Source organism: Streptomyces sp. NPDC093149 (assembly GCF_044754145.1).
Classification (GTDB): Bacteria; Actinomycetota; Actinomycetes; order Streptomycetales; family Streptomycetaceae; genus Streptomyces.
This window is the reverse complement of the sequence record NZ_JBIVON010000003.1, coordinates 269,398-295,721: the sequence shown is the minus strand read 5'-3', so window position 1 is coordinate 295,721 and position 26,324 is coordinate 269,398. Positions and strand designations below refer to the sequence as shown.

The 26,324-nt window shown below is 70.9% G+C and carries 22 protein-coding genes and 1 pseudogene; 11 read left to right on the top strand and 12 right to left on the bottom strand.

Annotated features, from left to right (window positions below):
* Positions 1-13: 13 nt before the first annotated feature.
* Positions 14-895, top strand: a complete 882-nt coding sequence (locus ACIQCZ_RS11860) for a serine hydrolase (RefSeq protein ID WP_402281644.1) — start codon at positions 14-16, stop codon at positions 893-895.
* 249 nt (positions 896-1,144) lie between these two features.
* Here ACIQCZ_RS11860 and ACIQCZ_RS11855 read toward each other — a convergent pair whose 3' ends face one another.
* Together ACIQCZ_RS11855 and ACIQCZ_RS11850 are read right to left on the bottom strand one after the other, a co-directional pair.
* On the bottom strand, positions 1,145-2,788 hold the full coding sequence (locus tag ACIQCZ_RS11855) for an amidohydrolase (RefSeq protein ID WP_402281642.1): 1,644 nt from the start codon (positions 2,786-2,788) through the stop codon (positions 1,145-1,147).
* Positions 2,789-2,867: 79 nt separating this feature from the next.
* The gene (locus ACIQCZ_RS11850) at positions 2,868-4,286 is read right to left on the bottom strand and encodes a purine-cytosine permease family protein (RefSeq protein ID WP_402281641.1); all 1,419 of its coding nucleotides are present in this window, start codon (positions 4,284-4,286) and stop codon (positions 2,868-2,870) included.
* 426 nt (positions 4,287-4,712) lie between these two features.
* Here ACIQCZ_RS11850 and ACIQCZ_RS11845 point away from each other — a divergent pair, with 426 nt between their 5' ends.
* On the top strand, positions 4,713-5,318 hold the full coding sequence (locus ACIQCZ_RS11845; protein WP_402281640.1) for a TetR/AcrR family transcriptional regulator: 606 nt from the start codon (positions 4,713-4,715) through the stop codon (positions 5,316-5,318).
* Between the two features lie 28 nt (positions 5,319-5,346).
* On the opposite strand, the gene cynR is transcribed toward ACIQCZ_RS11845, so the two are convergent.
* From cynR to ACIQCZ_RS11830, 3 genes are all read right to left on the bottom strand, one after another.
* Positions 5,347-6,255 (bottom strand): transcriptional regulator CynR, encoded by a 909-nt coding sequence (gene cynR, locus ACIQCZ_RS11840; protein WP_402281639.1) that lies wholly within the window; start codon positions 6,253-6,255, stop codon positions 5,347-5,349.
* Between the two features lie 301 nt (positions 6,256-6,556).
* Positions 6,557-8,077, bottom strand: a complete 1,521-nt coding sequence (locus ACIQCZ_RS11835) for an APC family permease (RefSeq protein WP_402281638.1) — start codon at positions 8,075-8,077, stop codon at positions 6,557-6,559.
* Positions 8,074-9,351, bottom strand: a complete 1,278-nt coding sequence (locus tag ACIQCZ_RS11830; RefSeq protein WP_402281637.1) for an amidohydrolase family protein — start codon at positions 9,349-9,351, stop codon at positions 8,074-8,076. The genes ACIQCZ_RS11835 and ACIQCZ_RS11830 overlap by 4 nt, the downstream gene beginning before the upstream one ends.
* Before the next feature lie 206 nt (positions 9,352-9,557).
* Between ACIQCZ_RS11830 and ACIQCZ_RS11825 the strand changes: the two genes are divergently transcribed.
* The 5 genes from ACIQCZ_RS11825 (at position 9,558) to ACIQCZ_RS11805 (ending at position 13,631) form a co-directional block, all read left to right on the top strand.
* Positions 9,558-10,271 carry a GntR family transcriptional regulator gene (locus tag ACIQCZ_RS11825; RefSeq protein ID WP_402281635.1) on the top strand — a complete coding sequence of 238 codons (714 nt, stop codon included), beginning with the start codon at positions 9,558-9,560 and terminating at the stop codon, positions 10,269-10,271.
* A 327-nt stretch (positions 10,272-10,598) separates the two neighbouring features.
* Positions 10,599-11,198, top strand: coding sequence for a carbonic anhydrase (locus ACIQCZ_RS11820; RefSeq protein ID WP_402281633.1), 600 nt, complete (start codon positions 10,599-10,601; stop codon positions 11,196-11,198).
* Positions 11,199-11,262: 64 nt separating this feature from the next.
* A complete protein-coding gene (cynS, locus tag ACIQCZ_RS11815) occupies positions 11,263-11,733 on the top strand; it encodes a cyanase (protein WP_402281632.1) in 471 nt (156 codons plus the stop codon).
* A 113-nt stretch (positions 11,734-11,846) separates the two neighbouring features.
* Positions 11,847-12,347, top strand: coding sequence for a nucleoside deaminase (locus ACIQCZ_RS11810; RefSeq protein ID WP_402281630.1), 501 nt, complete (start codon positions 11,847-11,849; stop codon positions 12,345-12,347).
* Between the two features lie 543 nt (positions 12,348-12,890).
* Positions 12,891-13,631 carry an ankyrin repeat domain-containing protein gene (locus ACIQCZ_RS11805; RefSeq protein WP_402282155.1) on the top strand — a complete coding sequence of 247 codons (741 nt, stop codon included), beginning with the start codon at positions 12,891-12,893 and terminating at the stop codon, positions 13,629-13,631.
* 61 nt (positions 13,632-13,692) lie between these two features.
* On the opposite strand, the gene ACIQCZ_RS11800 is transcribed toward ACIQCZ_RS11805, so the two are convergent.
* From ACIQCZ_RS11800 to ACIQCZ_RS11785, 4 genes and pseudogenes are all read right to left on the bottom strand, one after another.
* Entirely contained in the window at positions 13,693-14,403 is a 711-nt protein-coding gene (locus tag ACIQCZ_RS11800) for a GntR family transcriptional regulator (protein WP_402281629.1), read from the bottom strand.
* A gap of 149 nt (positions 14,404-14,552) precedes the next feature.
* A complete protein-coding gene (locus tag ACIQCZ_RS11795; protein WP_402281628.1) occupies positions 14,553-15,854 on the bottom strand; it encodes an amidohydrolase family protein in 1,302 nt (433 codons plus the stop codon).
* A gap of 84 nt (positions 15,855-15,938) precedes the next feature.
* Positions 15,939-16,614: pseudogene (locus ACIQCZ_RS11790) on the bottom strand (amidohydrolase family protein).
* Positions 16,615-17,322: 708 nt separating this feature from the next.
* Entirely contained in the window at positions 17,323-18,252 is a 930-nt protein-coding gene (locus ACIQCZ_RS11785) for a TIGR03619 family F420-dependent LLM class oxidoreductase (RefSeq protein WP_402281626.1), read from the bottom strand.
* A 269-nt stretch (positions 18,253-18,521) separates the two neighbouring features.
* On the opposite strand from ACIQCZ_RS11785, the gene ACIQCZ_RS11780 reads away from it, so the two are divergent.
* Both ACIQCZ_RS11780 and ACIQCZ_RS11775 read left to right on the top strand, forming a co-directional pair.
* The gene (locus ACIQCZ_RS11780; protein ID WP_402281625.1) at positions 18,522-18,914 is read left to right on the top strand and encodes a hypothetical protein; all 393 of its coding nucleotides are present in this window, start codon (positions 18,522-18,524) and stop codon (positions 18,912-18,914) included.
* Between the two features lie 190 nt (positions 18,915-19,104).
* Positions 19,105-19,650 (top strand): YciI family protein, encoded by a 546-nt coding sequence (locus tag ACIQCZ_RS11775; RefSeq protein ID WP_402281624.1) that lies wholly within the window; start codon positions 19,105-19,107, stop codon positions 19,648-19,650.
* 243 nt (positions 19,651-19,893) lie between these two features.
* On the opposite strand, the gene ACIQCZ_RS11770 is transcribed toward ACIQCZ_RS11775, so the two are convergent.
* The gene (locus tag ACIQCZ_RS11770; RefSeq protein ID WP_402281622.1) at positions 19,894-21,348 is read right to left on the bottom strand and encodes a glyceraldehyde-3-phosphate dehydrogenase; all 1,455 of its coding nucleotides are present in this window, start codon (positions 21,346-21,348) and stop codon (positions 19,894-19,896) included.
* 363 nt (positions 21,349-21,711) lie between these two features.
* Here ACIQCZ_RS11770 and ACIQCZ_RS11765 point away from each other — a divergent pair, with 363 nt between their 5' ends.
* Complete coding sequence (locus ACIQCZ_RS11765; RefSeq protein WP_402281620.1) at positions 21,712-22,152, top strand: hypothetical protein; 441 nt, start codon at positions 21,712-21,714, stop codon at positions 22,150-22,152.
* A gap of 654 nt (positions 22,153-22,806) precedes the next feature.
* Entirely contained in the window at positions 22,807-23,139 is a 333-nt protein-coding gene (locus ACIQCZ_RS11760) for a hypothetical protein (protein WP_402281619.1), read from the top strand.
* Between the two features lie 67 nt (positions 23,140-23,206).
* Here the strand turns inward: ACIQCZ_RS11760 and ACIQCZ_RS11755 are convergent, their stop codons facing one another.
* Positions 23,207-25,282, bottom strand: coding sequence for a SpoIIE family protein phosphatase (locus ACIQCZ_RS11755; protein ID WP_402281617.1), 2,076 nt, complete (start codon positions 25,280-25,282; stop codon positions 23,207-23,209).
* A gap of 375 nt (positions 25,283-25,657) precedes the next feature.
* A complete protein-coding gene (locus tag ACIQCZ_RS11750) occupies positions 25,658-26,176 on the bottom strand; it encodes a transglycosylase SLT domain-containing protein (RefSeq protein WP_402281616.1) in 519 nt (172 codons plus the stop codon).
* Between the last annotated feature and the right edge of the window lie 148 nt (positions 26,177-26,324).

Sequence of the window (26,324 nt, the reverse complement as noted above, 5' to 3'; positions counted from 1 at the left end):
CGGATCACGCATAATGACCTGCTCGCGGCCCGCTCTGGCAACTGCCCTCGCCGCGACCTCGCTGCTCACCATGTGCGCCGTGGCAACCCCGGCCTCGGCCGACACCGTCAGCGCCTCGACGGGTGGCGCGAAGGTCGTCTGCACCTCGAAGAGGCCCGGCCTGGCCGCCCAGCTCGCCCACGACATGGCCGGTGCGCTGGCCGGGCGGGAGGGCACATCGTCGCTGGCCCTGTACGACCGGGCCAGTGGAACCAGCTGCGGACTCAAGGCCGACACGCATTTCGACTCCGCCAGCGTGGTCAAGGTCTCGGTGCTCGGCGCACTGCTGCGGCAGGCCGAGGAGGCGCAGCGGAAGCTGACTCCGCATGAGGTGAAACTGACCACCGCCATGATCACCAAGTCGGACAACGACGCGACTTCCGCCCTCTGGCACCAGATCGGTTCCGCCGGCTTCAAGAAGTTCCTCGCCCTGGCCCACATGGACCACACCGTTCCCGGTACGGGGCGAAGCTGGGGCCTCACCCAGATCACCGCGGGCGACCAGCTCCGGCTGATGCAGTTGCTGACGACGACGGAGAACACGGTGCTCGCGCCCTCCTCGCGCAGCTACGCGCTCGGGCTGATGAATCACGTCGTCCCGGGCCAGAGGTGGGGAGTGCCTGCCGGATCGCCCGCCACGGCGACCGTGCACGTCAAGAACGGCTGGCTTCCGCGCGCCACCGACGGATGGCGGGTGAACAGCGTGGGCGCCTTCACGGGCAGTGGTCACGACTACGCCATGGTCGTCCTCTCGACCGGCAACCGCACCATGGACTACGGCGTCGCCACGGTCGAGGGAGCTGCCCGTCTCGTCCATCGCGACCTGGCGGCTACCGCTGTGACGGCGAGCCGCTGAGCGGAGAACCGTCCGGGGCATGGTGGGTCCGCGTGATGCGAGCCGGGTGAGGACTTGCGTGCGGGTCGTGGTGCCCGGTACGGGGCCGGACAACCACGACCGGCTCCGTGGAGAGCCGTCGGTGCCGCGGCGCCGGTGCTGCCGCGGACGCCGGGCGGATCCGGTCCGGCGTCCGATCCCGGCGTTGCACGCCGCCGCTCCCTGCACCGCGGAATCACAACGGGCCCTGTGCTCCGGCGTGGTCGGTGGTCAGCCGCCGTGCTCCACGAGGCCCGCGACGACGACGGTCTCCGCCACGGTGCCGGGGATGTCCTCCGGTGCCGCGCGCAGGATGTCGCGGGAGAGCACCACGAAGTCGGCGGCCTTGCCGACCGTCAGCGAACCACGTTCGTTCTCAAGGAAGTTGGCGTATGCCGAGCCCATCGTGTAGCCGTGGACCGCGGCCTCCACGCTGATCGTCTCCTGCGGCATCCAGGGCTCCCCGCCGCCGAGGGGCCGCCGCGTGACGGCCGTGTGGATCCCGATCATCGGGTCCATCTCGGCCACGTTCCAGTCGCTGGAGAGCGCGAGCACGGCCCCCGCCGTGTGCAGGCTTCGCAGGGGCCATGCCTTGTGCCAGCGCCCGGCACCGATGTTCTCCGCCCAGTCCTTGCCGGGTCCCGCGACCTCCGGGGCGCTGTGGCGCGGCTGCATGCACGCCACCACGCCCAGTGCGGCGAAGCGTGGTGTGTCGTCGGGGTCGAGACACTCGACGTGGACGATCTGGTGGCGGGCGTCCCTCGGTCCGTTGACCGCGCGAGCGTGCTCGACGGCGTCGAGGACGGTACGGATCCCCCTGTCGCCGGTCGCGTGGACGAAGCACTGGAAGCCACGGGCGTCGAGCTTCGCCAGCAGGCTCGCGAACTCCTCGGGCGGGTAGAAGGTGTCGCCGCTGTGGTGACGGCAGCCCGCGTACGGTTCGAGGAGGGCCGCGGTACGCGGCTCGACGACGTCGTCGATGTAGAGCTTGAGCGGTCCGACCCGTATCCGGTCGTCGGCGTACCGGCGGGCGGCGGCGGCGAAGTCGTCGAGATCGGAGTCCGAGGTACCGCGCGGGTGGAAGAGGGCCGCGACGATCCTGGACCTGAGCCGGCCCTCGGCGCGTGCGCGTGTGAAGAGGGCCAGGTCGTCCAGCGAGTTCTGGGGTTCGACCACGGTGGTGATGCCGAACCCGATGGCGTCGTCCAGGGACTTGGTGAGACGTCCGTACTGTCGGTCGGCCGAGGCCCACGGCAGGCCGAGCGTCCGAAGGGCGCGATGACCGTCGCGGGAGAGGCCCTTGACGGCGAAGTCCGTGATGAAGCCGGTGGGCTCCCCCGTGGCCGGGTCGGTGGCGGCTTGACCGAAGGGCAGATCGGTGTGGTCGCGGTCGATGCCGAGACGGCGCAGGGCCGCGGTGTTGACCCAGGCGGTGTGCACGTCGTAGCTCAGCACGAAGGCGGGGACGTCGCCCGTGGCCGGGTCGAGATCGGCGGCGGTCGGCATCCGGCCGTCCGGGACGGCCGAGTAGTCGAAGGCTTCCGCCTCGATCCACTCGGCGTCGGGGTGGGCCGTACGCCAGGCCCGGATGCGGGCGTGGACCTCGTCGAGCGTACGGGCGCCGGAGAGTTGGACGCAGGCGTCGTCCGAGCCGAGCCGGACGTGGTTGTGGGCGTCGATGAACCCGGGCAGGACCAGCTTCCCGCCGGCGTCGATCACCCGGGTCTCCGGCCCCGTCCACCCCGGCGCGTCCTCGTCGGGACCGAGCCAGGCGATACGGCCGTCGACCACCGCCATCGCCTGCGCCTCGGGAAGCGCCGGGTCGACGGTGTGGATACGGGCGTTGCGCAGGACGAGATGGGCGGCCATGGCCATGTGAGGTGACTCCTAGTGGTGCGGGTGTTCGGCGGGGCCGTACCGCGCGGGCCCGATGCGGGCGTCGCACGGCGGCCGTTCAGGAAGGGTCGGCGTGCGGCGCCACGGTCCGTCGGGCGAGCACCCAGTAGACGAGCCCGGAGACGAGTGAGCCGAGCAGGGTCAGGTCGGCGCCGCCCAGTGGCGCCACCAGCGGGCCGGTCCAGAGCTCGGAGTCGCAGGTGAGCGCGGCGAAGACCATGCCGGCCAGGAGCGCGGCCGCACCGGCGGGGTGGAAGCCGGACCGGTACCAGTAGGCGCCGTCCGGTCCGGCGTGCAGGGCCGGTCCGTCGTAGTGGCAGCGGCGCATCAGCATGTCCGTGAGGAACACCCCGCCCCAGGGCGCGAACACGATGATCAGCAGCGAGAGGAAGGACAGCAGCGAGCTGGTGAAGTCGGTGAGGAAGAGCGCGCAGAGAGCGCCCGCGGCGGTGACGCCCGCACTGATGACGATGGCCTTGGAGCGGCTCCAGGGGACGCCGAGCACCTGAAGGTTCAGGCTCGACGAGTAGAGGGTGACGATCGAATTGGTCACCGAGCCGCCGAGGACGAGGGCGAGGAACAGTGTCTGGAACCACCCCGGCAGCAGCCGTTCCGTGCCGGCCACGGCGTCGGTCATGTCCGTCTGCGTGGCGGCGGCCACCCCGGCGATGCCCAGGGCGACCGACGACACGAAGCCGCCGAGGGCGCCGTACCAGGTGAGCGACCGCAACGAGGTCGCCCTCGGGAGGTAGCGCGTGTAGTCGGCCGGCATCGGAACGTAGCTGAACGGCCCGGCCAGCATCACGACGAATGCCAGGCTCCACCCGGACGCCCCGGGAGATACGGCCGCCCCGGCCGTATCGGCGCCCGGCAGCAGGAACACCAGGAGCGCGGCGAAGCCGACGGCGAGAACGTACGCGATCCAGCGCTCGGCGAACTGGACGGTGGCATGGCCCCAGAGCGCGACGGCGAAGGTCAACGCGAGTGTGATCAGCAGCGCGAGGGCCCGCCCGGTGCGGCCGGACCCCACTCCGGTGTCCGCGAAGAACGCTTCGAGGGCGAGCGTGCCGACGACGGTGTTGAGGATCGTGTAGCCGATGCTGACCACCCAATTGAGCATCCCGGCAGGCCAGTTGCCGCGAACGCCGAAGGGGGCTCGGGAGATGACGAGGGTGGCGGTGCCGGTGCGGACGCCGCTGAGCCCGGCCGCGCTGATGGCGAAGAACGACAGGCCGCCGAGGACCACGACACCGGTCGCCTGCCAGAAGGACAGGCCGAAGGCGACGGCCAGAGCACCGTTGATGACATAGGTGAAGGTGAGGTTGGACCCGAACCAGAGCCAGAACAGGTCCTTCGCGCTGCCGTGCCGCTCCTCGTCGGGAATCGGGTCGATGCCGTGGGTCTCGACCTGGAAGACCTGGTCGGCGGCGCCCGTCGCCCCTCCCGGCGCCCTCGTGGTCGTGTCCTGTTGCGTCATGCGGCCCGCCCCTCGTCCGTTCGTGGCCCGGCAGCCGGGCACCTCACTTTGAATGCCGTTCTAGAAGTTAGAACGGCATTCAAGATGTGCTTCCGGCATCTCGTCAAGACCTCTGCGAAGATCGGCTGCCGAGGTTCCTTCGTCCGGTCAGGCCGGATCGCCCGGCAGGATCCGAACGAGAGGTCCTGACGGCCTCGCCCACGATGGGCGGTGGGGGAAGGAGCGCCGTCCAGGGCCTTCGAATCCGAGGCGGAGGAGGGAGTCGGATGGGGTCTCCCCTGCTCGAACGCGGCTGAGAGCTCGGGGAAGGAGCGCCGGCGACCGACGACAACGCCCGAGGCGGAGGTCCCGGACGCCGCGACGCCACTGCGCATCGTGGGCGAGGCCGTAAGGTCGTCACCGAGCACACGGAGGAGGAGGCGCGGCGTGACAACGACGGCGCGACGGCGCGACGGACATCTGGCCCGGGAGCGGATGCTGGAGGAGGCGATGGTCGCCATCGCCGAGGACGGCCTGGCCGGGCTCACCATGTCGGCGCTCGCCAGGCGCCTCGGCACCAGCGGCGGCCACATCCTCTACTACTTCGGCAGCAAGGACCTGCTGCTCCTGGAGGCACTGCGGTGGAGCGAGAACGCGCTCACCGATGAACGCCGGGCGTTGCTGACCAGGCGGGTCGGCATCGAGCGGAAGCTCGAACTCTTCCTGGAGCTGTACCTTCCCCGCGGACCGCGTGACCCGCGCTGGACGCTGTGGATCGAGCTGTGGGCGCGCACGGCGTCGAACGAGCCGCTGCGCCAGGCCCAGGCCGAGATCGACCGCGGCTGGCAGGACGACCTCGAATCACTCCTCGCCAAGGGCGTGCGGCAGGGCCGCTTCGCCGCGGACCTGGATGTGACGACCCGCGCTTCCGAACTCCTGGCCCTGCTCGACGGGTTGAGCACCCGGGTGGTCCTCGGCCAGGGCGGGGCGGACCGCGACAGCGCGTTGCGCATGGCGATGTCCGTGACCGCGCGGCTGGTGGAGCGGGGGTGAGCGTCGGCCGCCGGCGTGGCGCGAGCCCTCAGGCCGGCGCGTAGCCACGGTCCCGCACCAGATCGTGTGCGAGCCGGGTGAAGGCGCGGGCAGCGGCGCTCTCGTAGCCGCTCTCCCTTCGCAGCAGAGTGGCGATGCGGGTGGGCAGGGGAGGGTCGACCGGAATGGGGGTGAGGTGGACGTGGTCGTCGGTGATGGCGTCGGGAAGAACGGTGGCCAGCAACCCGGTACGCCGCACGATCTCCGTGAGGGCTTGGATGCTGTTGGCCTCCACGGCGATCGGCGGGCTGACCTGATGCTCGGCGAAGTAGCTGTCGATATGGCCACGGGTGGCGAAGTCACTGCTGAGCAGAGCGAGTTGCTGGTCGGCGAGCTCGCGCACCGGCAGCGGCCGCTCGTCGCGCGATCCGATGCGCTGCGCGCCGACGACCAGGCTGAGCGTTTCGGCGAAGAGCGCGCTCGCGACGATGCCGGGCAGATGGGTTCCCGCGAAGGCGATGCCGAGATCCAGCTCGTCGGCCAGCAGGCTTGCCTCGATGCGGTCCTGCGTCATCTCCCGTACTTCCAACGTGATACCGGGGTGGCGGGTGTGCAGCTCCTGTGCGAGTGGGCCGATGAGATAGGCGGTGAACGTCGGCGTCATCGCGAGGCGCAGATGGCCGCGGGAGAGGTCGGCGACGTCGAGCACCGCACGGTCGGCCGCGGCCAGCTCCCGCAGTGCGCGCCGCGCGTGGCGCACATAGACCTCACCCGCGTCGGTCAGGCGGACGCTGCGGCCGCTGCGGTCGAGCAACTGGACGCCGACGGCACGCTCCAGCTGCTTGATCTGCTGCGACAGCGTCGGCTGCGAGATACGCAGCTCCTCCGCGGCGCGGGTGAAGTTGCCGTGCTCGGCCACCGCGATCAGGTAGCGGAGGTGACGTAGTTCCGGACCCATGCCGGAATTATAGTTCGGGTCGATCGACAATCCCGAAGTTGCGCCGTGCGACCTATGGAAGCTGCCATCACCGGCACGCCCCCCGGCTGCCGCCCTCTGCTGCTGCCGCCTTCTGCTGCTGTCCTCTGGTGCTGCCCTCTGCTGCTGCCCACTGCTGCTGTCTGCGCAACGATTCGGGAGGCGCTCGACGGGAAGTAGCGCGCGAGACGACCGCCATGTCACGCGATCCCGGGGCGAGCATCCTGTCGTCGAGGCGCCGGGGCGGGGCGAGAACGCCGCCCCGGCCGCCACGTCCCGCGTGTCAGTCCTTCTCCACGTCCGTGGTGGTCAGCGACGCGTACCGGTGGGGATCGTCCCGACGGATCCGAAGCGCGACGCAGAGGCCGGCCACCAGGACCAGGGGCAGCGGCGCCAGGAGGGCGACGTTCGTCATTCCCGTCTCGCCGGTCAGCAGATCGAAGTGGCAGACGGCCAGGACCGTCAGCACGGCGAGTCCGGCGAAGGACACGAGCGGTGCCCAGACCACCCGGGCCGCGGACATGCCTCGCCGGTCCTGGCGGAAGAAGGCCCAGACCGCGAGTGCGGCCATGGCCTGCATGAGCATGATGCCCAGGACGGCGGTGCTGTTGGTCCACAGGAAGACCACGGTGTAGGGGTCTGCTGCCAGTGCGGCACCTGCCAGGACGACCAGCAGGTTGAAGGCGGTCTGGGCGATCACCGCCCCGCTCGGGGATCCCTGTCGCGCGGAGACCCTGCCGAGATACCGGGGCAGGAGTCCTTCACGGCCGAGCGCGTAGAGGTAGCGGGCGGCGGCGTTGTGGAAGGCGAGCGCCGCGGCGAAGGCGCTGACGACGATGAGACCGTGCATGGTGTCGGACAGCCATGCGCCCACGTACAACTCCCCCGCCTGGAAGGTGAGATCGGGTCCGGCTGCGGCGCGGGCCATCGTCACGGCCTCGTCCGTGCCGAAGGCGCCCATGATCAGCCAGACACCCGCCGCGTAGAAGAGTGCGAGGAAGCCGATGGCGATGAAGGTGGCCCGCGGTACGGTGCGGCGAGGGTCGCGGGCCTCCTCGGCGTAGATCGCGGTCGCTTCGAATCCCGTGAAGGCCCCGATGACCAGCACGAACATGCCCGCGATTCCGCCGCCGGCGAGTGTGGTGGGGTCGAAGGAACCCAGGTCGAGGGCGGCGGTTCCGCGCTTGCCCAGAATGCCGCCGTCCATGACGAGCAGGGAGAGCACCTCAAGCACCAGGGCGATTCCGAGGACCTTGGCACTGAGTGTGACCCTGAGCCAGCCCAGCACCCCGACGGCGAGGACGCAGACGACGGAGAGCGCCCACCAGGGGACGTCGGTTCCCGTGGCGTCCCGGATCGCCCCGGCGGCGAAGTAGCCGAACGCGGCGGCGACACCGGGGGTGATGAGGTTGTAGGAGACGACGGCCACGTAGGCGATGCCGACACCGAGCGTGCGACCCAGTCCTCGGGCCACGTACGCGTAGAAGGCACCGGCGTTGCGTACGTACAGGCTCATCGCGGTGAATCCGGCCGCGAAGAGCACCAGGAGCGCTCCGGAGATCAGGTAGGCGAGCGGGGCCCCCGGGCCGCCGATCCCGATGGCGAAGGGAGCCACTCCCGCCAGCACGGTGAGCGGGGCGGCGGCCGCGACCACGAAGAAGACCAGGTCGAAGGTGCCGATCCGGCCGGCGGCGAGGCGCGTGCCGGTGACCCCGTCCGGACCGGCCGGGGCGGGCGCGGCCGGGGCGGGCGCGTCCGGGTCGGGCGTGCTCACGGCGGCCGTCGGGTGCGGTGGGACTCTCATCGCTCTCCTCGCAGGTCGGGGGCACCACCGGACGGAGCGGCCGCGTGCGGTGCGGGGCCGACGATCCTGCCGTCGTGGAGCACCAGCAGGCGCTGCGGGTGGGCCGCGACCGCCTCGGGCACCCCGCCCGCCGCGACCGCGACCAGGTCGGCGCGGCGACCCGGCGCCAGGCCGTAGTCGCTCAGGCCCAGTGCGGCGGCGGCGTCGTCGGTGACCAGCGAGGCCGCGTACCGCAGTTCGTCATCGCTCATCAGGCCGCCCTGCAGGCCGATGATGGTGGCGCGTTCGAGCATGTCGGCGGTGCCGTAGGGCCACCAGGAGTCGCGGATGTTGTCGGAGCCGGCGAAGACCCGCACGCCGCGGTCGCGCAGGCGCAGCACGGGAGGCATGGAGCGGCGCGGCCCGTTGGTCATGATCGCGACCCCGGCCGCGGCCAACGCGTCGGCGGTGCGGTCGAGTTCGGCTTCGTCGACGTCGCCGAGCGCGTAGGCGTGGCTGACGGCGACGGTGCCTCCCAGCCCGAGCGCGGCGGTTCGCTCGGCGATGGCGCGCAGTTGGAAGGTACCGGTCTCGCCGCCGTCGTGAAGGTGGATGTCGATGCCCGCACCGTGGCGCTCCGCCAGCCGGAAGACGATGTCCAGCTGGCCGTTCACGTCGCCGTCGAATCCCGCCGGGTCGAGTCCGCCGATCAGGTCGGCACCCTCGGCGAGCGCGGCATCGAGCAGGTCCGCGACGCCCGGCTCGGTCACCACTCCGCTCTGCGGGAAGGCCACCAGTTGAATGCCGAGCCGGTCGCGGAACCGCTCGCGTACGCCCAGGAGTTCGTGCAGGCTCTCCAGTCGCACGTCCGGGTCGATGTCGACGTGCGAGCGGACATGGCCGGTGCCCAGCGCCACCATGCGCTCGGCCAGTGCCGTGGCGCGTTCGGCGACCGGGACGCCGATCTTCTTGCGCAGGGCCCGCTCGTCGGCGATCTGCTCGCGCAGGGTGGCGGTGGCCCGGTGCGGCTGCCAGGGTGCACCCAGCAGCGTCTTGTCCAGGTGGGCGTGCCCGTCGACCAGGGCGGGCAGCAACAGCGCTCCGTCGAGGCGGACGACCCCGGCGTCACATCCCGCGCGGGAGTCCCCGGAGGGTTCCGGCCGGTGGTCCTCGACGGCCGTGATGCGGCCGTCGCCCAGGAAGACGTCGACCCGGCGGCCGTCGGCCAGGGTGGCGTCCACGAGGACGGTCGGCGCGGACAGGGTCGACGACGGGGTGTCGGCATGCTGCGACACGGTTCCTCCAACTGTTCGTACGTCTCACGCCATGCCTCACCACCGGCTGCGGCCGGGAAGATGCTGGTGGGCGGCGGGTATCGACAAGCTAGCTGGTATACCGAATACCAAGCAATGGTTGTCGGGGATCGGATTTCCCGGTCTGCGATGATCGGAGACATCCGGGCCCGCCCCCGGTCCGCCCAGCCGCGCATGGAGCCGTACCCATGACCACCCGTCGCCCCGACCGCCGCGCCTCGATCGGCGACACCCACCAGTCCCTGCGGGACCGGGTCTACACCGAGCTGCGCGAGCGGATCATCGAGGGCGAGTACCCGGCCGGGCACCGGCTGGTGGAGCGGGAGCTCGCCGAGGAACTCGGCGTGTCCCGGATCCCGCTGCGGGAAGCGATGCAGCGGCTGGAGTCGGAGGGATTCCTCACCGTGCAGCCCCGGCGCGGCTCGGTGGTCGCCGATTTCGGGCCAAAGGACGCCGAGCACCTCTTCGACGTACGCGAAAAGCTGGAGGGCCTGGCCGCGGGCCTGGCCGCCCGCCGGGCCACCGATGCCCAACTGCGCGACATGGAGCACCTGTTGAACCGCAGTCGCAAGGCCTCCGAAGCGGGTCGGCTGCGCGAGGCGGTCACCCACAACGCGGACTTCCACCGGCGGATCGTCGAGGCGTCCGGCAACCCCCTGCTGCAGGACCTGATGACCCCCCTCGACGCACGCCTGCGGCGCCTGTTCCGCCTCACCTCCGCCCTCGACGACGGTGACCCGATGTGCGGCGAGCACGAGCGGCTCTACGAAGCCATACGCGACCACGACGCAGCACGGGCCGAGGAGCTGGCCCGCGCGCACGTGGCGGGCACGCGCGCCTCCGCCATGCGCTACCTGTCCTCGGGCACCGCCGGGAACCAGGACGGTTCGGCGCAATCCTGACCGCGAATCCCACCGCGCAGAAAAAGGCCCCGCCCACCCCCCGTCCGACCGCGCCGCACCCCACCGCGCACGCCATCCGAATCCGGCCGCCGGTCCCCGAGCGCGACCACCGGTTCCCGGGCACGGCACCCGGCATCGGACACCCGGAACATCGCGGCGCATTCCGAGGGTGATCAGCATCCGAGGCCTGACGGACTCCCCCGCACAACAAGCCATAGATGTGATCAATGGATGTAATGGATAACGAGTCTTGGACACTATAGATACAGCTCATGCATGGTGAATTACGTCAGCCCGTCGGGCCGGCAACCACCGAAGGGAGTGACCATGCACGACCTCACAGACGGCCCTGCCCGTTTCCGCCGCGACGTCTTTCCCGCCAAGGCGGGGCTGTTCGCCCGTCTGGCCACGACCCACCGGCCGAGGACGCTGTTCATCGGCTGTTCCGACGCCCGCGTGGTCCCCGAACTGATCACGCAGAGCGAACCGGGCGAACTGTTCGTCATCCGTACCGCTGGCAACCTGGTCCCGGCCCACGCCGCGGTCCCGGACGGTGTCGCGGCGAGCATCGAGTACGCCGTCGCCGTGCTGGGCGTGAGCGACATCGTCGTGTGCGGCCACTCCGCGTGCGGAGCCATGACCGCGCTGGCCGAGGATCACGATCTCAGCGCCGCACCGGTGATCGCGGGCTGGCTGCGACACGCGGACGCCGCACGCGCCCGTGCCGCTGTCGGCCCCGCCGTACCGGGCACGTCCGCGGTGGACGCCCTGGTGCGGGCCAATGTGGCCGCGCAGTTGCAGAACCTGGCCACCCATCCCTCGGTGGTCCACGCTCTGGCCGCCCGGAAGCTCACCCTGCGCGGCTGGGTGTTCGACATCGCGAGCGGCGCCGTCGAGACGGTGGACGCCGCCATGGCCCCGGCCTGACCCGCCACCCCCTGAACCCGCCGGCCACACCTCGGGGCCGGTGCCGCAGAAAGGAATCCTCCTCATGACACACGCCCAGTTCGACCCCACCGCCCGCCAGCTCCTCGCCGCCACGGCGGTCGAGGCGAAGACCCGCAAGGACCTGACCTGGCAGCAGATCGCCGACGCCGCGGAGCTGTCGGTCGCGTTCGTCACCGCCGCCGTCCTCGGCCAGCACGCCCTTCCGAAGAAGGCCGCCGAGGCCGTCGCGAAGCTGCTGGACCTGGATGCCGACGCCGTGATGCTGCTGCAGACCATCCCGACCCGCGGATCGATCCCCGGCGGCATTCCGACCGACCCGACCATCTACCGCTTCTACGAGATGCTCCAGGTCTACGGCACCACCCTCAAGGCTCTCGTCCACGAGCAGTTCGGGGACGGCATCATCAGCGCGATCAACTTCAAGCTGGACGTGAAGAAGGTCGCAGACCCCGAGGGCGGTGAGCGTGCCGTCATCACACTCGACGGCAAGTACCTTCCGACCAAGCCCTTCTGACGGACACCACCACGGCGGGCCGGTGCACATGCCAAGGCCGTCCCCGGCCCGCCTTCTCCTTTCCCCGTGACTCCGCCTGCCCGCCAGGCGCCGAATTCCGCCGGAGGACCCGCATGGACTTCGCCCAACGCACCATCGACATCGCCCGCCAGAACGTCGAAGGGGGCGGGCGCCCCTTCGCCACGGTCATCGTCAAGGACGGCGAGATCCTCGCCGAAAGCCCCAACAAGGTCGCGCAGACCTCCGACCCCACCGCCCACGCCGAAATCCTCGCCATCCGTGAAGCCTGCAGGAAGCTCGGCACCGAGCACCTGATCGGCACCACCATCTACGTGCTCGCCCACCCCTGCCCGATGTGTCTGGGGTCGTTGTACTACTGCTCCCCCGACGAGGTCGTCTTCCTCACCACGCGTGACGCCTACGAGCCGCACTACGTGGACGACCGCAAGTACTTCGAACTCGCCACCTTCTACGACGAGTTCGCCAAGGACTACACCGAGCGCCGCCTGCCGATGCGCCACGATCCCCAGGACGCTGCCGTCGACGTCTACCGGTTGTGGCAGGAGCGGAACGGCGGCGAGCGCCGCGTCCCCGGCGCACCGACCGCCGGCTGAGGGCTGTCCCGTATCCCCTGGTGGATCAGCGCCCGGCGTCGGATGCGATGCATCGCAAGGCGAGGATCGCCCTCGTGCCGGACGCACTCGGGTGATGCGACAACACGGCGAGGTGCCGGGCCGGGCGTCGCGAGCCGGTGAACCATTCCGGTCGCAGCACCGGGCCCCTCGTTCGGATCAGGCCGGGCTCGCGTGGACCGGCGCCACTTCCGCGACGCGCCGAACGCCGGCACGACACGACCGGCCACACCCGCGACGCGGGACCGGTCGTGCCCGATCCTCGGGTACGACCGGCCCCCGGGCACGGCGCATCGACCGTTCGGCCGACACGACAGTCCCCCGGACCGCCCCACTCCCCGATCCGCTTCACCGACCACGGGGCCCGCGCGCGGCACGAGACTGGATACGGCGGCGCCCACCCGTCCACCCGGTCCGTCATCTGCTGCGCTTCCCACCGGACGAAGGCCTCGGGCGCCGGCCGGCACCCGAGCCGAGAGAGGAACCATGACACCCGTACGGCACTCCGTCCGACTGCTCGCGGCGCTGGCAGGCGTGCTCGCGCTCACCGCCGCCTGCACCGCCCGGTCCGGCAGCGACACCACCGCCCGGCAGCGAACCGCTCAGGCCGGGCCCACCGCCCCCTCACCCGCGAAGTCGCCGACGCGTGCGCCGACCCGCTCCCCCGCGGACCCGGCGGCCGACCGGGACCTGCTCAGGGCGGCACGCTCCGGTGCCACGGACGCCGTACGCGATGCCATCGAGCGCGGTGCCGATCCGGAGACCCGCGACGAGCACCGCCGCACGCCTCTCCTGCTGGCCGTCACCGGCGACCACGTGGCAGCGGCCCGCCTCCTCGTCGAGGCCGGAGCGGACCCCGACGCGCTGGACCAACAGCACGACACACCCTGGTTGGTGACCGGCGTGACAGGCAGTGCGGCCATGGCGCGAATCCTGGCCGCCGCCCGCCCCGACTACACCGTCGTCAACCGGTACGGCGGCACTTCCCTCATCCCCGCGTCCGAGCGCGGCCACGTCGACTACATCAGGGAGGTCACCACCAACCCCGGGATCGACATCGACGTCGACCACGTCAACGACCTCGGCTGGACCGCCCTCCTGGAGGCCGTCATCCTCGGCGACGGCGGCCGGGATCACCAGAAAGCGGTCGAGTTGCTCCTCGACGCGGGAGCCGACCGGTCCCTCTCCGACAGGAACGGTGTGAGCCCGCTCCAGCACGCCCAGCAGAAGGACTACACCGAGATCGCACGGATGCTGCGCGGGTAGGAACGTCCGCATCCGGGCTCGTGAGGGACCGCACCGCCCGACGAGCGGCATGGCGGATTCCTCAGGCGCCGGATGCGGAGGTGACGGACCTCAGGGCGAGCTCTCTGCTCTTGCGGACGTGGAGCAGAGTGATCGCCCCGGCGGCCTCGACGTCTCCCGCGGCGATGCGTTCGTACATCTCACTGTGCTGCGCGCGCATGGGCGCGGGTTCCGTGTTCAGCCCGAACAGCAGGCGCAACTGCCCGTTCAGCCGCTGCATGAGCTGGGCCAGCAACGGGTTGTCCGCCAGCGCCACGATCCGGTCGTGGAAGGCGGTGCCCGCGTCGTTCTCCCGGGTCCGTTCCCCCGCTGCCGCGGCGGCCTCGGCCTGTTCCAGTGCGACCCGCAGGGCCGCCAGGTCAGCGGCCTCCCCGGTCGAGGAGAGGGCCACGCGGCGGGCTGCGAGGCGCGATGCCTGGATGGCCAGCGGCTCCCACACGTCGTACAGATGCTCCACATCGGAGCGCTCCAGCCGGCGCACCCGCACGCCGCTGTGCGGCAAGAGGTCCAGCAGACCCTCTTCCACCAGCGCCCGCAGCGCCTCGCGAACCGGCACCCGCGACATCCGAAGGTCCTCGGCGATCTCGCGTTCCACCACACGGGCGCCCTGCGCGTAGCTGCCGTCGATGATGCGTTCCCTGATGGCCCGGCGCGCGAGCTCGCTCAGTGGCGTGCGCGGCGCAGTGGCCGACGGCTCTCCTCCGTCGTCCTGCCGGTCGGTGCTTGCCGTCACGTACGGCGTCCTTTCTGTGCCCTCTCGTCCGCCCCGGTGCCCACGAGTCGCTGAGCCCTCGCGGACACCGGACACCCCGTCACCCTATGCGGGTGGCCGGGCGACGGGGCGCCGCCCGGTGCGGGACGGCGGGACGGCGGACGGGGCGGTCAGGTCAGCTCGCCGTCACGCGCCACCACGCGGCCGCCGTGCACCACCAGGTCCCGTGCGGGCATGTCCACCAGCACCTGTGGCAGGCACTCGGCCCGCATCAGGACGAAGTCGGCCGGGGAGCCCGGCGAGAAGTCGGCGCGGGGCAGCCGCATGACATCGGCACCACCGTGCGCGCCGACCTCATAGCAGGCCGCCAGCTCCTCGTCGAGGCGCACATCCGTGACCCAGCCGAGGAGGTGTGCCCGATGGAGCATGTCCGCGTTGCCGAACGGGCTCCAGGAGTCGCGCACCCCGTCCGATCCGAGCCCGACCCGTACGCCGTGCTCCCGCAGTTTCGCGATCGGCAGGACGAGCGACTCGCTGGGCGCCACGGTGGTCAAGGAGATGTCCAGGTCACCGAGGTCCTCTGCCATTGCGGCCAGTTCGGTGTCGGAGAGGCCCGGCAGGCAGAAGACATGGCTGACGGTCACCCTGCCCTGCAAGGACAGGGTCCGGGTTCGGTCGATGATGCCGCGCAGCACCGTCAAGCCCTTCTCGCCCCGGTCGTGCAGATGGATGTCCACGCCGACGCCGTACCGCTCCGCAAGGCCGAAGACGAGGTCCAGCTGCTCGTCCATCGCCTGGTCGAAGCTGATCGGATCGATCCCGCCGATCATGTCCACGAGCCCGCTCCGAGCCGCCTGCTCGAGCAGTGCCGCCGTGCCGGGAGCACGGACCACGCCATGCTGCGGAAAGGCGACGATCTGCACGTCGAGCGCGTGCTCGAGCCGCTCGCGTGCCTGCGCGAGTCCCTCCACGCAGGTCAGTCCGTAGGCCGGGGCGATGTCGGCGTGTGCCCGCATCGCACGCGTCCCGCGGGTCACGGCGTGCGCCATGAGCCCGTGGGCCCGCTCTCCCACCGTCCGGCGCTGGCTGCGGAACAGTTCCACGTCCTGGGCCGCGAAGTCGGCGATGGTGTCGGCCGGTTCGCGCGAGACCCATGGGCCGCCCCACGTCGTCTTGTCGGGATGGATGTGCGCGTCCACCAGGGACGGCAGGGCCATGCGCCCACCACCCTCGATCACCCTGGCTCCCCGGGGGGCCTGTTCGCCGCTGATCCGGCCGTCGACGACGGTGAGATCCACGGGTTTCACCGCGCCCATCGGCCGTACGTCACGGAAGATCACCGCATTGCCGGGACGACTGCGAGGGCCGGCCTGTGCGGACGGTGCGGCGGACAGCGTGACACCGGCGCCCGCGAGAGAGGCGGCGCCGGCCAGGACACCGCGCCGGGACATCGGGGAGGGAGGAGGCGTCATCAGGATTCCTTCGGTTCGGGGAGAGACAGCGGCAGAGGCCGCGCCGGGTCGTCGGCGACGGCCCATCGGCAGAGACACGAGGTCTCAGAAGCGGAAACGAGAGGCCTTGAGGGCAAAGCCCGCTCGCACCACGTGCAGTGGCGTTCTGAGCACGGACACGTCGGCGAGCGGATCGCCGTCCACCACGATCGCGTCACCGGCGAAGCCACGGGCGAGACGGCCCACCGTCCTTCGAAGACCGAGGAGTTGGGCGGATCGGGTCGTGGCCGCCCGGATCGCGTCGAGCGCCGAGAGGCCCGAAGCGCGCATCAACTCGACTTCGCGACCGATGGGTTCGATCCTGCCGCCGGAGGAGTCCGTGCCCGCCGCCAGGTTCACCCCCATCGAGTGGGCCCCTCGCACCGCCCATGTGTGCGTCCACGAGTCCGGGCAGCACCCAGCGTCCGTGCGCCTCCAGGCGGGGGGCATCGTCCGGGATCTCGATCCGGGCCCGCGCCCCGGCCTCGCGCATGACGCCCGCACGGATCACGACGACGGCGTCCTCGGTGACGTCACCGGTCGCCGGGTCGAGCAACGTGCCTCCTTCGATGACCAGGTCGCCCACACGTGCGGCCGCGCTCCCCGGGGCGATTCCGGGTGCCGCCGCCGCGGACGGGGCCGAGGACAGGGCCGCGGCGGTGCCCGCCAGAGCGGCGGCCCCGGCGAGCACGCCGCGCCGCGTGACACGGCTGGGCGGGGGCGGTGCGGAATCGACACACATGGCGGGCTCCTCGATATGAGATGTACGGCCGGGCCAGTTTGTATACCAAGACATGTTACGAGACAAGATCTCGCACAGTAACCCGACAGAAATGCCCGATAGATCACTTACGCACAGCCCCTGCATCGCTTCTCGGTATACAACGGAGCGCGGCAGTCCGGCACGCGCGGCAACAGCTGGGGGCGACCACGGGCAGGGGTGGCATCCGACTGACAAAAGGGCGGCTGGAAGAGCCGCTACGGAGTGCGCATCGGACGGATCTCGCCCGGCGCCGGGCAGCGGTGACGCCTGGGCGTTGTCCCGACCGCCTTCCGTCCCTCGTCCGCGTGCGCCGCAGCGCGACGTGCGCTTCTGCCGCGATGGCCCGGTCGATGGTCCGGTCATGCGGCCCGAAGGGGGAGATTCCGCCGTACGCGGGAAGGAGGCCGGCCGTCACAGTCGCGCGGAGAGGCCGTGGGGGCATCAGAGGAGGGGCAGCCGCCGAGCGGTGGTGAGGGGCGCCCGGCCCGTCGGGCTCCGCACAGCGTGTGCGGGCGGTTCGAGGGCGTGCCGGCACGAACCCGTCGCCCCGGTACCCCTTCGATCGCGCCTCGCGACCGGTACCGGCACCCGGATCGGGCTCGTCAACGAGGCCGGCCGCGTGAGGTCGCGTGAGGGTGTCCGCCTTGTCCCCGCCGGGCAGCGGGCCCGGACACCCTCACGCCTCGGTCAGACGCCCGCGGCGCGCGCCGCCTCGTAGACCTCGGTCGCCACATCGATCAGTTCCGCGGCGTCACGCGTCGCGCCCTGGAGGTCCAGCAAGAACTCCGGTACGCCCGTTTCCGCATGCGCCACCAGGTCCTCGACGATCTGTGCCACGCTCCCGTGGAAGGGCTGGCGGCCCGCGCCCTCGATCGGCTTGGCGCTGTAGCGCGCATTGGCTCGGGCGCAGACGTCGAGCGGACGCTCCCGTCCTCGCTCGGCGGCCATGTCCTGAACCCGCTGCCACTGTTCGGCCAGCTGAGCGGCTCCCGCGGCCACGGGCATCCAGCCGTCCGCCCGGTCCACCAGCCGGCGGTTGGCACGCGGGCTGTTCGCGGGCAGGTAGACGGGAATGGGACGCACCGGCTTGGGGCCGACCTCGGACGGGGCGATGGTGGTCAGCTCGCCCTCGTAGGAGACGGGGTCCGGTCCCCAGACGGCCGCGCACACGTCCAGCAGTTCGTCCAGGACCGCGCCTCGCCTCTCGAAGGGCGCGACGGAAGCGGCCGCGTACTCGTCCAAAGACCATCCCGTGCCCAGGCCCGCGACCACTCGCCCACGGCTCGCCACATCCAGTGAGGCGAGGGAACGGGCCAGTTGGAACGGCACGTGCAACGGCGCGACCAGGACGCTGGTCCCGAGCCGCGCCCGGTCGGTCGCGGCGGCGGCCAGCGCAAGGGTGACCAGCGGATCGGCGACACTGCGATACTGGTCGGGCCACGGCAGTCCCGGCACACCGTACAGCCCCTGGGTCGCGGGCTCGGGAAACAGGACGCGCTCGAAGACCCACAGACTCGCGTACCCGGCCTCCTCCGCCGCGCGCGCGACGGTGGCCACATCGCGTCCGATGTCGTACTGCTTCATCTGCGGGAGACCAAGACCGAGTGAGACCGTCATGTACGCACTCCTTCACGATGACCATGGGGCAACTACCGTAAGGTACCCACTTGTTCCTTGCCCGGCGCGCGTTCAAGCGTGTCGGGGCCCGGTGGGGCGGACGGCCGACCACATGTTTCCGGGACCGGCCCGAGTGTGCGGGGCTCGTGCGCGTCCGCCCGTGCTCTCCCCGGCGGATACCGGCGGACTACGCTGAGGCGTCGGGTTCTCGGCCACCGGGGCACGGGCTCCAGCTGGTGGTCCTTCAGATGCCAGGGGGAGACGAAGCCATGACCACCGACCGGCGCACAACGGAGTGGACGGCCGCGCTGCACCGCGCGACCGCGCTCACGAACCGACGCGTGATGACCTCCTGGGACGCGATGCGCATCCGCGCGATTCTGGCCGTCGCTCTCTATGTCCTGGCGATCCGCGATGCCGTCCCCGCCGACCGGGTGACGCTGGACAGCCTCGGCCGGCTGCTCGCGGACCCGGACCACCTCCACGACACGGTCGCGGAACAGACGGGCGGCCCCGCGGACCCCGCTGCCGAGGAGTGGGCCTGGCTCAACACACCGCTGCGCATGTGCTCACACGTCCCGGAGTCACCGACGCCCCGGACCAGTCTGAACGCCTGTCTGGACGAAGCCCGCCTCCGCGTCGAGCGCGCGCTGAATCCCTGAGGGCTGTCCCGTTCGGAATCTCTGAGGACTGTCCCGTTCGGATCGTGCCGGGCTCGCGTGACCCGGGGACCCGGGGACGCGGGGACGCGGGGACGCGGGGACGCGCTCAGCCTGTCGGGTGAGGCTGTCGAGCGGTCACCGCAGTGAAACCCGCTCGACTCGGAGATCTCCGCGAAGCGACTCTATGGGCATGGAGTTCTTCTGCTACCACCGCGACCGTCCCGGCTCCGCACCTCTGCGCGACGCGCTGTTGGAAGACCATTGGTCCTACATGGACCAGTACGCGAAGGAGATGATCGCGCGGGGCCCGACCTTCGTCGGCGACACACCCACCGGCAGCGTGCACATCGTCGATCTGCCCGATCCCGCCGCCGCCCGCGCGTTCGCCTTCGCCGAGCCGAACCACCAGGCCGGTGTGTACCGGGACGTGCTGCTGCGACGGTGGCACAACACACTCGGGCGCACCATGTGGGACTTCCCCGGCGGCCGGACCGGTGGCGACCGGTATTTGGTGCTCGGCTTCGGCACGGGGCATGCCGCGGACCTCGCAGCGCCGCCCGACCGCGACGAGCTGATCGCCTACGGGCCGATGCTGTCCGACGACGGTTCCGCCTGGCTGGGCACGGCGGCGTTGGTCCGGGCACCGGACCCGGGCGCGGCTCGCGCCGTCCTGACCCCGGACCGGTACGCCGACATCGAGGTGCACGACTGGCAGTTCGGCGGGCGGCCGTCATGACCCGAGGACGTTTGGGCCGAGATCATCGCCGAAGCGCCGCCCTTCGCCCGGGATCCTCGTGATTCACCCGCACCCGCGGATGCATCGGTCCGGCACACGCCGGTGGATCCGCGGGTTCACGCCGAGGGGTGTTCGGTTCCTCCGCAACCCACGAGGCGACGGCCCGGTACTCCGAAGGTGCCGCTGAGCGAAAGCAGTACCGGACCGACGCCATGGACGTGCGCGTGCGTCGAGGCGCCGGGATCAGACCGCCGGGGCCGGGTAGGTCGGGTACTCCACCCCGGAGACGTGCTGGACGACGCGGATGACCTGGCAGGAGTAGCCGAACTCGTTGTCGTACCACAGGTAGAGGATCGCGTTGTCGCCCTCGACCTTGGTGGCGCCCGCGTCGACGATCGACGCGTGGCGCGAGCCGATGAAGTCGCTCGACACCGCGTCCGGGGCGGTGGTGAAGTCGATCTGCCGCTTGAGCGGCGATGTCAGCGACACATTGCGGAGGTAGTCGAGGACCTCCTCGCGATCGGCCTCACGGCCGAGCCGCAGGCTGAGGATCGCGATCGAGACGTCCGGCACCGGGACGCGGATCGAGCTGCCGGTGATCGGCGCCTTGAGCTCGGGCAGAGCCTTGGCGACGGCGGAGGCGGCACCGGTCTCGGTGATGACCATGTTGAGCGGCGCGGAGCGGCCACGCCGGTCGGCCTTGTGGTAATTGTCCAGCAGGTTCTGGTCGTTGGTGAACGAGTGGACGGTTTCCACGTGGCCGCGCAGCACGCCGTACTCGTCCGCCATCGCCTTCAGCGGCGGGACGATGGCGTTGGTGGTGCAGGAGGCGCAGGACAGGATCTGCTCGTCCGGCTTGATCGTCTCGTGGTTGACGCCGTGCACGATGTTGGGGACGTCACCCTTGCCCGGCGCGGTCAGGACGACCTTCTCGATCCCGGGGCGCAGGTGGTTCGACAGGCCCTCGCGGTCACGCCACTTGCCGGTGTTGTCGATGAGGATGGCGTCCTTGATGCCGTACGCCGTGTAGTCGACCTCCGACGGGTCGTTGGCGTAGATCACCTTGATCTCGTTGCCGTTGGCGACGATCGTGCTGTTCGCCTCGTCGACGGTGATCGTGCCCTGGAACTGGCCGTGGATGGAGTCGCGGCGCAGCAGCGAGGCGCGCTTGACGAGGTCCTCGACGGCCCGGCCGCCGCCCCCTCGGACGACGATGGCACGCAGCCGCAGACCGTTTCCGGAACCGGACTTCTCGATGAGCAGCCGGGCGACGAGACGGCCGATGCGGCCGAAGCCGTACAGGACGACATCGCGTCCCTCGCGGCGCTCGATCTTGTTGGCACCTGTGGCGCCGGCGACGGCCTCGGCGGTGAACTCCTCGACCGAGAGACCGCGGTCATCGGTCTTGAACGTCGCGGCGAGCATCCCGATGTCGATCTGGGAAGGGCCGAGATCCAGCGTGGTGAGAGCCTGCAGGAAGGGCAGAGTCTCGGTGACCGAGAGCTCCTCACCGGCGATCTGGCGGGCGAATCGGTGGGTCTTGAGGATGCTGACCACCGACTTGTTCACCAAGGAGCGGCTGTGAAGCAGGACCGTGACATCCCGCTCCCGGTGCAGTTTCCCAATGATGGGGATCATCGACTCCGCGATCTCCTCGCGGTTCTTCCAGCTGGTGAACGAGTCCTCGTTGACAGTCACAGATTTATCTTTCGAGCTAGGCGGCGCTCATATGGTAACCCCCTGGCACTTTGATCATTCAAACGGTGTCGCTCTATCGGAATGCGGCGACCGCGCCTCGCGTCCGCTCCGGGGCCGTGAGCAGTCGTCGCGCAGGCGGAACGTCGTGTCGGCGCCGACCGGAGGGCGGCCCGGACAGCCGCGCGGTGCCCACGCGGCTGTCCCTCCGGATGATGCGTGGGGCCGGTACGCGCGACGCAGCGGAACGACCAGACGTTCGACAACTGGGTGACATGGGTGAACCTGTCACTCATGCGGAGGGACCGGACTGCCGCTGCCCCCTCGTGGATGTTCCCCTGTACCAGGCATCACAGGAGGCTCCACATGACGCCCATCAGCGGCGGTACACAACAGCGGGCGGTACATCGCGCCGTGTGTACGGCCGCGCTGATCGCGTTGGTGATGCTGATGCACGGAGCGTTCATCTCCGTCCCGGCGCCCGACTCCCGGACCGGTCACATGCACGGCGCCCCCGTCCTTCACGCGGTGCCGACGATCGGCACCGCAGCCGCCGCCGTCGGATCAGCCCCGGCGGAACTGCCCTTCGCAGCAGCCTCCGGTGGTCACGGCGAGGGCCACGGGTGGCGGTCGGGCACCGCTTCGCCCTGCAAGCCGCGTCATACCGCTTCCACGGCCACCGCGGTGGCACCCGATTCCGGTTTCGGCGGCGTGCCCCCGGTGACCGGGTGTCATGGATGCGTGCCCGAGCCCGTCGACCGGGCGGGCCCGACCGGTACTCCGACAGGTCTCGTACTGCGCTGCTGACCGGCTCCGGCCGTGACCCTCTCGTACCTGCCGCGCTCCCCGCGAGTGGTACGCGAGGTGCGGCCTGCCGTCGTCGACACCCACGTCATGTGACCCCGCAGGAGATCCGACATGCCCGCAGACGCCTTCGCGGCCGTGAGCGCACTGGTACGTGCCGAAGCGGCCCGCCGTCCCGCCCCTGCTTCCCCGGCTCCCTCGGCGCCGGACGACTCACATCCCTTCACGACGCCGGAGCGTCGAGCGGATCGCCCCGCCCCGAACCCCGCTCCGGCGCGGCCGGATCTCCCGCCCTCCCCGCGTCGGGCGGCGGGACTGTTGTCCGGCGTGCAGCGTCGGCTGCTGGCACTGCTCCGCTGAAGCCGGGGCGGCCGGCCCGGTCCTCCCGCTGGGCTCGAACGTCACCCGTGCTCCGTGTGCCCGCACAGGGGCGAGCTGACGTGCAGTCATCCATCAACGTGCCCGTGGCGCCGACGGAGTACCGGCGCCGCGGGCACCATTTCCCGTGACCACGACGGGATCCGCTTCGGCCCTGCTTCCCGCCCGCGGGGCGCATTTCTCGCCGGACATCCCGACTACCCGCACGAAACGGTCTTCGAGGACGAACGCCACGTGGCCTTCCTCGACCGATGGCCCACGCTTCCCTGAAAAGTTTTGGTGGCACCGCAGGCTCACATCGACCATGTCGCCCGCGATCCGGACGAGACGGCCCACTCCCGGCTCTTGCTCGTCGTCCGCGAGATCGCTCTCGCGACCGAGGACGTCCATGACTCGATGAGAACCTGTCTGTACAGCCTCGACGGTCAGCAGGGGAACGCCCATCTGCACTGGCACATCGCGACGTTGGCTCCTGGGGTGCCTTACGAGCAGCAGCAGTTCCACGCCCTGATGGCCGAGCACGGTGTCCTGTCCCCGTCGGCCCGGGAGACGGCCGATGCGGCGTCGCGTCCGCGCAGAGCCGTCGCCGGGCGTGGACCCCTCGGGCCGTAGCGGTGAGGGGCGGCCGTCCGGCCCGAGGCGGCGCGGAGCCGTGCGAGGGGCACTCCTCCTCCGCGGATCACGGACATGGTCCGGGCCGGGCGATGAGCACCGCCACGTCGTCATGGTCGTCCGGATCACGCAACGCGTCCAGGAGCCGGTCGCAGGTCTCCTCCAGAGAGCCGTCGGCACCGTCGAGCACGCGCAGCAGGAGGTCGAGGCGCGCGTCGATGGCGTCGCGGCGCGTTTCGACCAGGCCGTCGGTGTAGAGGACCAGTTGATCACCGGGACGCAGCGGCACGGTGGCCGCTTCGAAGGGGACGCCGCCGACCCCGAGAGGTGCGCCGGAGGGCAGGTCGAGCAGTTCGGGATGGTCGCCGGCGGGTGTCAGAGCAGGGGGCAGGTGCCCCGCCGCAGCGATGCAGCACGAGTCGTTGTGCGGGTCGTATTCGGCGTAGATGCAGGTGGCGATGGAGGGCTCCAGGCCGGCGGTGATCTTGTCGAGGTGTTGCAGCACCCGATCGGGCGGGAGACCCAGGTCGGCCAGAGTGGCGGTGGCGGTACGCAGACGGCCCATCGCAGCAGCCGCGTCGATCCCGCTGCCCATCACGTCGCCCACCACGAACGCTGTCCTGTCCTCGGCGAGGGGGATGACATCGAACCAGTCTCCCCCGACCTCGGTGGACGTCCCGGCGGGTTGGTAGCGGGTGGCGATCTCCAGGCCCGGTGGCGGCACCGGCCGCGGGAGCAGGCTGCGCTGGAGCGTCACCGCCGTGTTGCGCACGCTCTGGTAGAGGCGCGCGTTGTCCAGGGACACCGCGGTCCGACCGGCCAGTTCACCGGCCAGGGTGACGTCTTCCGCGTCGAAGGGCAGCGGATTGCGACCGCGCATGAGACCCAGCACACCGAACGCCCCTTCCTGGGCGGCCAGCGGTACCGCGAGATACGAGTGGATACCGGCACTGGCCAGGACGGCGGCGGCACCGGCGTCACGGGCGATGCGTGCCAGGTCCCACTCCTCCACCTGACTCACCAGGACGGGGTGCCCGGTCCGTACGCATTGGGTGGGCAGCCGGTCGGCGCCGTAACTGACCGACCGGTCGGCCGCGCCGGCGGCGCGGGCCGCCTCGGTGAGGCCGGCGGCTTTGACCGCGAGGGTACGGAAGAGCGCCGGGCCGCCGACGGGATTCGCGGGCCGGCGATCGCCCAGCGCGGAGTCCAGTACGTCCACGACCACGACATCGGCGAGCTCGGGCACCACGACATCGGCCAGTTCGCGGGCTGTCTGCCGCATGTCCAGGGTGGTACCGATGCGGGCCGAGCCCTCGGCGATCAGGGCCAGACGCTGCCGGGCCTGGGCCGCCTCCTTGATCGCGCCGTACCGATCGGTGACTTCCACCACTGATGTGGCGACACCCAGCACCTGACCGTCGGGGCCCTCCAGCCGGTAGACGGAGACGGACCAGGCATGGTCGTTGTCGGGATCGGCAGGAGTGCGGCCGATGGTGTACCTGTCGACCTGTGGAAGTCCGGTCTCCAGAACTTCCCTGACCGCCGCCTCGGACGCGTCGACGCTGACCGAGGGCAGGACCTCGCGGAATCCCCGGCCGATGTGGTCCTCGGCCGACATGCCGTGCATGCGCTCCATCGCGGGGTTGACGGCCACATAGCGCAGATCGGTGTCGAGAACCTCCAGGCCGATCGGTGACTGGGCGATCAGTTGCGTGGACAGCGCGACGTCCCGCTCCACCTCACGCAGCTTCGTGGCGTCCGTGGCGACAGCCAGGGCGTGAAGGTCTCCCCGCTCCGTCGTCGGCCGGGCACCGTGGAGTTCCACCAACCGTGTGCTGCCGTCCTTGTGCCGTGCGGGGAAGACGGCGGCCCAGCCGCGGCCGGTCTCCAGCATCCGCTCGCACTTGCCGACCACCAGGTCCCTGTAGCGTTCATGGACCAGCAGCGGCGCCGCCCTCCGGCCCAGCACTTCTTGCGCGGAGTAGCCGAACAGTTCCTCGGACTGCGGGCCCCACAACACGACCCGCCCGGAGGCGTCCAGCACCACCACGGCCACACCGAGAGCGTCCAGTACGCCGCTGGGCCGCTCCAGCCGGGGGCCGGACGAATCGTTGCCGGCATCGAAGGTTCCCGCTCCGCTCATCCCGGGCGCTCCTTCCACCTGCCGGCGCGACGCACCACCGGCGCCGGGCCCGAGACTGCGGCTTCGGCTGCGGCGCCGGGACGGTTCCCCGTGCCTCCCTGGTGCTTCCATAGTCCCCCGAGACGACCGCCGACGCACCGCACCCCGCCCAGGTCGTGATCGCGCACAGCCCTCCGCGGCGGGACACCGGAACCGCGTCTGAACGCACCCGGTCCCGCGACGGCCCGGATGCCCCACGTGGACGGGCGGGTTCGTCCGCACGGCCCGTGCCTCGGGGCGGCCGGTCGCCCGCGTGGCATGCCGAAGGACCGGCATGGGCAGCGTCGGTGCTGCCGTGCCGGTCCTGGCTCACGCGGTGGGTGTGGAGTTCGCCGCTCAGTAGGCCGAGTTGACGTTGTCGATCGAACCGTAGCGGTGGGCGGCGTAGTTGGCGGCCGCGGTGATGTTGGCGACGGGGTTGGTGAGGTCGTGCGCGGTGCCGCCGACGTGGTACGCGTTGAACGTCGGCTGGATCACCTGGAGCAGACCCTTGGACGGCACACCGTTGCGGGCGTTGACGTCCCAGTTGTTCTGGGCGTTCGGGTTGCCGCCCGACTCGCGCATGATGTTGCGGTGCAGCCCCTCGTAACTGCCCGGGATGCCCTTGGCCTTCATGATGGCCAGCGACTGCTTGATCCAGCCGTCGAGGTTGTTGCCGTACCCCTGGCCGCCCTTGCCGTCGGCGGTCGAGACCTTGGCCACGGAGGCGCCCACCGACTTCACCTCGGCGGCCTGGGCGGAGGTGGACGTCAGGGTGAGGGCGGCCGCCGCGGCACCCAGGGAGGCGATACCGGCGACGGACAGGGTACGGATACGGGCGATGCGGGAGGTGCGGGACTGCGTGTGCGTGGTCATACGGAAGGAACTCTCCAATGCGGGGACGTCACGTGGTGCCGGCCGTCTCGATCACGGCGGCCTGCGGAGCGGAGCCCCGCCGTGCGGGCCGGTGCGATCCGGTCCGACGCGATCCGTCCGGCCCGGTCGCGGTCTCCCGCAACGACAG

Coding starts and splice junctions, on each gene's coding strand:
- ACIQCZ_RS11810 (WP_402281630.1), top strand. CDS start 11,847: ATGGACTTCGCCCAACGCACCATCGACATCGCCCGCCAGAACGTCGAA.
- ACIQCZ_RS11860 (WP_402281644.1), top strand. CDS start 14: ATGACCTGCTCGCGGCCCGCTCTGGCAACTGCCCTCGCCGCGACCTCG.
- ACIQCZ_RS11825 (WP_402281635.1), top strand. CDS start 9,558: ATGACCACCCGTCGCCCCGACCGCCGCGCCTCGATCGGCGACACCCAC.
- ACIQCZ_RS11850 (WP_402281641.1), bottom strand. CDS start 4,286: ATGACGCAACAGGACACGACCACGAGGGCGCCGGGAGGGGCGACGGGC.
- cynS (WP_402281632.1), top strand. CDS start 11,263: ATGACACACGCCCAGTTCGACCCCACCGCCCGCCAGCTCCTCGCCGCC.
- ACIQCZ_RS11765 (WP_402281620.1), top strand. CDS start 21,712: ATGACGCCCATCAGCGGCGGTACACAACAGCGGGCGGTACATCGCGCC.
- ACIQCZ_RS11750 (WP_402281616.1), bottom strand. CDS start 26,176: ATGACCACGCACACGCAGTCCCGCACCTCCCGCATCGCCCGTATCCGT.
- ACIQCZ_RS11820 (WP_402281633.1), top strand. CDS start 10,599: ATGCACGACCTCACAGACGGCCCTGCCCGTTTCCGCCGCGACGTCTTT.
- ACIQCZ_RS11775 (WP_402281624.1), top strand. CDS start 19,105: ATGGAGTTCTTCTGCTACCACCGCGACCGTCCCGGCTCCGCACCTCTG.
- cynR (WP_402281639.1), bottom strand. CDS start 6,255: ATGGGTCCGGAACTACGTCACCTCCGCTACCTGATCGCGGTGGCCGAG.
- ACIQCZ_RS11780 (WP_402281625.1), top strand. CDS start 18,522: ATGACCACCGACCGGCGCACAACGGAGTGGACGGCCGCGCTGCACCGC.
- ACIQCZ_RS11785 (WP_402281626.1), bottom strand. CDS start 18,252: ATGACGGTCTCACTCGGTCTTGGTCTCCCGCAGATGAAGCAGTACGAC.
- ACIQCZ_RS11795 (WP_402281628.1), bottom strand. CDS start 15,854: ATGACGCCTCCTCCCTCCCCGATGTCCCGGCGCGGTGTCCTGGCCGGC.
- ACIQCZ_RS11835 (WP_402281638.1), bottom strand. CDS start 8,077: ATGAGAGTCCCACCGCACCCGACGGCCGCCGTGAGCACGCCCGACCCG.
- ACIQCZ_RS11755 (WP_402281617.1), bottom strand. CDS start 25,282: ATGAGCGGAGCGGGAACCTTCGATGCCGGCAACGATTCGTCCGGCCCC.
- ACIQCZ_RS11855 (WP_402281642.1), bottom strand. CDS start 2,788: ATGGCCATGGCCGCCCATCTCGTCCTGCGCAACGCCCGTATCCACACC.